This is a genomic window from Deinococcota bacterium (genome assembly GCA_030858465.1).
Classification (GTDB): Bacteria; Deinococcota; Deinococci; order Deinococcales; family Trueperaceae; genus JALZLY01.
The window spans coordinates 1-3,148 of the sequence record JALZLY010000262.1; the positions used below are offsets into that span (position 1 = coordinate 1).

The window sequence follows — 3,148 nt, forward strand, 5'->3', positions numbered from 1 at the left end:
GCGTCGGGGGTCGCCGTGTTCGCGGAGGCTGCTGCTTGCACCTGTGGCCTCAGCGCACCAGACATGACTACGTTGCGCCGTGCTGCGCTCTTACACGACCTTGGCCTCTTCGGACTGCTCTAAGTGAGCGTCCAAAAACAACTTCCCGTTTTCTTGAGGCAATGCATGATGACTACGAAAATCCGTCCACTCACTTAGGAGTTAATATTTGGACGGTTACTTAGCCAAGCCCCAAGTGAAGTTTGAGGCGCTGGTCGAGTTCGGCGAGGAGCGCTCGAGGCATGATCCCCAGGCGCCGTCCCACGCGGCTCCTGCTGACGCTCCGCAGAAGCTCGACCTGCGCTTTGCCGTCCTTCTCCAAGCCGGTTTGCTGTTTCGGCATGAAGAGTTGAAAGGGATAGATTCGCTCAGTGTTGCCGGTCAGCGGCACCACCACGACACTGCTGCCGTGTTCGTTGGCCTGATCGTTGGTGATGACGATGGCGGGACGAATCTTGTTTGCTTCGGCCCTTCTAGCGGGCTCAAAGTCCACGAGCACGATGTCGCCGCGCCTTAGGTTCACCAGCCCGACTCGTCGGTACTAATGCCGTCGTCCGCCGCCGCTGAGTCCCAGAACGCTTGGTCGGGGTCGCTCTGCCAGTCCTTCGCGTGTTCTCGATATGCTTTGCCAAGCTCGGCCTCACGGAGTTTCTCGAGGCTGATACTGATCACCTCGCTGCGGCTGCTGAGCTTATGCTCTTTTTGATAGTCCTCGAGAAAGTTCGCCAATTCTGCTGGGATGCTGACAGAAAACTTGGCGACGGTGTTACGGATGTTCATACCTTATGGTAGCACCACAAGCGCTCTCGTTCAACTGGTAAAGCTACTCTTTAACGCAACAGTGGCGCTAACCCCTGGTTGATGCAAGGTCAAGACGACTCCCCTGATACGACAGAGTGTTTTTCTCCCTTATCCTCGAGGGCTCAGCGCATCGAGACTTGCCCTTCCTGGCCTGTGGCGCTGCCGCACCGCCTACAACTGCACCGAGGCCTGCCCGCGCGACATCCCCATCACCGAGGCCATCGAACAGCTCAAGCGCGAGATGATGTGGCGCAGGGCCTAAAGTGGTTTGAGAAGTGACGGGACCAACCGTCAGGATCTCGCCACGTCTCTCAGGGCCTCTTCGACAGCCGCCTCTACCAAAGCAGCCTCGAGCCTCTCGACCTTTCCGTACCGCAAGTAGACGAGCCTCAGCTCGGGCTCGACGCCCAGGACCTCGCGGATCGCCAGGAGGTAGAGGCCGAGCTGCACGAAGTAGCGCTCGGGCAAGGTCTCATGGTCGGTCTTGTAGTCCTCTAAAAACCAGCTCTCCCCCACCCGGTAGAGCCGGTCGATGATACCCTGCCAGACGGTGGCACCGCGCGGCAGGGCCATCGGCAGCTCGGGGTAGTCCTCGTCGCGGGGCCAGGGCAGGGCGCTGCCCAGGAGGCGCTCGTAAGAGGCGAGCAGGTCGGCCACCTCGGCCATCATCTCGTTACGCTCGCTGGCGCTAAAGGGAAACATCACCTCCTGGGCCGCCAAGTTGGCGAGGTGCTCGGGGTCTTGCGCCGACCAGTCCTGGCCGATGGCGTAGTGGACGAGCGTGCCCACCGCGCGGGCGCGCCCCGGCACCCTTTCGCCCTCGCCCTCGTCGGGCAGCGGCAGGGGCTCATCGTCGCCCTTGAGCGCCGAGGGCGAGAAGACGGGAGGCAGCGGCGAGAGGGAAAAGCGCCGGTCTATCCAGGCGGGCAACTCGGCCGAGGCCGAGGGCGGCGGCGCGCTCAAGGGACCCGCCGCGGGCGCGTAGGGCCAGTGCTGGACCCGGAGTTCAGGCCGGTCCCAGGCCTGGCCGCTCACGCCGACGCCGAGCGCGTCGATGGCCTCGGCCCAGTCCTCGGGCTTGCGCCTCACGCTGCCGGAGATAATGAGCACGTCGCGCGCCCGCGAGGCCGCCACGTAGAGGAGCCGGTAGCTCTCCTGACGCTCGCGCTCACGGCTCGCCGCCCGCAAGGCCTCGTACCGGGGCGTGCCCCTCATGGCGACGACGCCCTCCTGGGGCTCGACGTAGAGGCTTTCGGCGCGGGTCATGGGCTTGCGCCCGGCGTCGAAGACCGCCACCACCGGCCACTCGAGCCCCTTGGCGCGGTGGACCGTCAGGAGCCTTATACCCTCGCCGCTCTGCGGCACGTCGCCGGCCTCGGCCTGGCGGCTCAAGAGCTCGAGCCGGGCGAGGAGGATCTCGAGCTCGCCCGGCGGCCCCTGCGCCACCGTGAAGAGCAGCGCGTCGACGTTCTCCCTAGCGCGCGCGTCCAAGAGGTCCACGTAGCGCCGCCCGCCGATGAAAGGGCTGCGGATGAGCTCCTTTAGGGCGCCCAGTGGCGACAGCTCGCGCACCGCCGTCTGGATGCGCCCCAAGCGGGCGTGGACCTCGGGAAAGTCCGCCCCCAACACGGTCAGGGGCTCGCCCGCGCCCAGGATGCGGTCGATATCGGCGAGCGCCAGAGCGGCGAAGGGGCTGCGCAGCCAGGCCGCCAGGGACAGGCCGCGCGGCTGAACGGCGACGCGCAGGGCGTGGTAGAGGTCGCGGACCTCGAGCCGCTCGAAGTAGCCCCGGCCCTGGACCAGGACGTAGGGCAGGCCCGCCGCCGAGAGCGCCGCCTCGACGACGGCGAGGCCGTGGTAGGAGCGGGCCAGGACGGCCATGTCGCTGTAGGCGTAGCTCGCCCCGAGCGCTCCTAGCCGCTGCGCCAGCACCTCGGCCTCGCGGGCGCGCAGCAGGTCCACCCTCTCCTCGCCCCTCAGCCAGTGGCACTCGAGCCGGCCCAGCCTCTCGGCTTGCGCGCCCGCGGCGGCGACCACAGGTGCCTCGCCCGCGGCAAAGCCCCAGCCGCGCTCGGCGAAGGTCCCCGTCATGCGGTTCAAAAAGCGCAGGATGACCCCGGCGTGGCGGCGCGACTGGGCGAGCGGCGGCTGGCGTTCGCCGTCGGCCAGGGCGCGGCGAAAGACCGACACGTCGGCGTGCCTGAAGGCGTAGATGGACTGCTTGGGGTCGCCCACCACCTCGAGCCCCAGGCCGCCCGCCTCGAGCCGCTCGAAAAACTGCCCTTGCAGCGGGTTGACGTCTTGAAAC

3 protein-coding genes and 1 pseudogene are annotated in these 3,148 nt (G+C 66.8%); 1 reads left to right on the forward strand and 3 read right to left on the reverse strand.

Annotation, left to right across the window (positions count from 1 at the left end):
• Window positions 1-220 precede the first annotated feature (220 nt).
• Both M3498_13310 and M3498_13315 read right to left on the reverse strand, forming a co-directional pair.
• Window positions 221-562 (reverse strand): type II toxin-antitoxin system PemK/MazF family toxin, encoded by a 342-nt coding sequence (locus M3498_13310; protein MDQ3460257.1) that lies wholly within the window; start codon window positions 560-562, stop codon window positions 221-223.
• Window positions 559-819, reverse strand: a complete 261-nt coding sequence (locus M3498_13315; GenBank protein MDQ3460258.1) for a ribbon-helix-helix domain-containing protein — start codon at window positions 817-819, stop codon at window positions 559-561. Before M3498_13315 ends, M3498_13310 begins: the two co-directional genes overlap by 4 nt.
• A gap of 169 nt (window positions 820-988) precedes the next feature.
• On the opposite strand from M3498_13315, the pseudogene M3498_13320 reads away from it, so the two are divergent.
• A pseudogene (locus tag M3498_13320) lies at window positions 989-1,102 on the forward strand (succinate dehydrogenase iron-sulfur subunit).
• Between the two features lie 29 nt (window positions 1,103-1,131).
• Here M3498_13320 and M3498_13325 read toward each other — a convergent pair.
• Window positions 1,132-3,148, reverse strand: a 2,017-nt coding sequence (locus M3498_13325; GenBank protein MDQ3460259.1) for a UvrD-helicase domain-containing protein, incomplete at its 5' end; no start/stop codon positions are given.